Consider the following 1,895-nt stretch of genomic DNA (forward strand, 5'->3'; position numbering starts at 1 on the left):
AAACCCGCTTCGCACTTTTCGGGATACGCTTAATACGGTCAGCACAGTTTTTCAGAAAGGAAATCCATGTTTGCCTATCTGATCAAACGGCTGTTGGCCACTGTCCCTGTCATTGCGATGGTGATGGTCTGCGTTTTTGCCTTCGTGCATATGTTGCCCGGTGATCCTGCCCGTCTTGTTGCCGGCCCTGAAGCCAGCGCTGAAGATGTCGCCGTTGTGCGCTCCTCGCTCGGGCTTGATAAACCGCTGCCTGAACAGTTCGTCCGCTATTTTACCCGCGCTGTGCAGGGTGATTTCGGCATTTCGCTGAAAACCCGCCGCACTGTTGCGGAAGAAATCGGCGCCCGCCTGATGCCGACCGTCTGGCTGACCTTGTTCGCCATGCTCTGGTCAACGGCTCTCGGCCTGCTGATCGGCGTTGTCTCCGCTGTCAAACGCGGCAAATGGCCTGATTATGCGGGTATGATTATTGCGGTTTCCGGTATTTCCTTTCCGCCTTTCTGGCTCGGCCTGCTGCTCATCAACCTGTTCTCCGTCCATCTCGGCTGGTTCCCGACCGGCGGCTACGGCACATGGCAGCATTTTGTTATGCCGTCCTTTACGCTCGGCGTCGGTGTTGCTGCGGTGATGGCGCGTTTCACCCGCTCTTCCTTCATCGAAATTGCCCGTGAAGATTATGTCCGCACTGCACGCGCCAAAGGTGTGCCGGAACGCCGTGTGATCTGGAAACACTCTCTGCGCAATGCGTTGATCCCGATCATCACCATGGTAGGCCTGCAATTCGGCTTCCTGCTCGGTGGTTCGATTGTGGTTGAGAGCGTGTTCTCATGGCCGGGTCTCGGCCGTCTGCTGGTCGATTCAGTTTCCTATCGTGACTATCCGGTCATTCAGGCGCTGATCCTGCTGTTCTCGCTGCAGTTCATTTTCATCAATATGCTGGTTGATGTGCTGTATGCTTTCGCAAATCCGGAGATCCGCTACAAATGAGTGCGACAACTGTTGTGGTGGAACCCACCGAAAAAATGCGCAAGCCTTTGGCTGAATTCTGGCGCCGCTTTAAAAAACAAAAAGTGGCAATGGTTGCGCTTATCTTCATCATCACACTGGTGCTGATGGCTATCTTCGCGCCGTTTGTTGCCCCTTATGATCCGACAATTCCGGATTATAATGCCGTGCTGCAGGGGCCGAGTGCCGCCCATTGGGCAGGCACGGATACCTATGGCCGCGATATTTTCAGCCGTATCATCTGGGGCGCACGGATTTCACTGTCTGTCGGCTTCCTGTCCGTGACACTGGGTGCTCTGGTCGGCGTCTCGCTCGGCATCATTTCCGGCTATTACGGCCGCTGGATTGACTCCGCCGTGATGCGTCTGTGCGATCTGCTGCTGGCCTTTCCGGGTATCCTGCTGGCGATTGCGGTTATTGCTATTCTCGGACCTGGCATCACCAATGTGATCTATGCGGTTGCGATCTTCTCGATTCCGGTTTTTGCCCGTCTTGCCCGCGGCACAACATTGCAGCTCAAGCGCACTGTGTATGTGGATGCATCCCGCGCTATCGGGGTTAAAGACCGAGTGATCATGCTGCGCCACATTCTGCCGGGCACACTGCCGAATGTGATTGTCTATTTCTCCATGCGTATCGGGACATCCATTCTGACTGCGGCATCCCTCTCCTTCATCGGTCTGGGCGCACAGCCGCCAAGCCCTGAATGGGGTGCCATGCTGGCAGACGGACGCTCCTATATGGGCGTTGCCGATCACCTGACCCTGTTTCCGGGCATTGCGATTTTCGTGACCGTTCTGGGTTTCAACCTGTTTGGTGATGGTCTGCGCGACGCATTGGATCCGAAACTACGCTCTGACTGATGAAGTTACGCCGTCTCAATTGAGACG

2 protein-coding genes are annotated in these 1,895 nt (G+C 55.5%); both read left to right on the forward strand.

Annotation, left to right across the window (positions count from 1 at the left end; translation table 11 throughout):
• Nucleotides 1–66: 66 nt before the first annotated feature.
• Nucleotides 67–987, forward strand: a complete 921-nt coding sequence (gene gsiC, locus A918_RS0105855; protein WP_022710155.1) for a glutathione ABC transporter permease GsiC — start codon at nucleotides 67–69, stop codon at nucleotides 985–987.
• On the forward strand, nucleotides 984–1,868 hold the full coding sequence (locus tag A918_RS0105860; RefSeq protein ID WP_022710156.1) for an ABC transporter permease subunit: 885 nt from the start codon (nucleotides 984–986) through the stop codon (nucleotides 1,866–1,868). Before gsiC ends, A918_RS0105860 begins: the two co-directional genes overlap by 4 nt.
• The last annotated feature ends 27 nt before the right edge of the window (nucleotides 1,869–1,895 follow it).

This window comes from Pseudochrobactrum sp. AO18b (assembly GCF_000409565.1).
Lineage (GTDB): Bacteria > Pseudomonadota > Alphaproteobacteria > Rhizobiales > Rhizobiaceae > Pseudochrobactrum > Pseudochrobactrum saccharolyticum.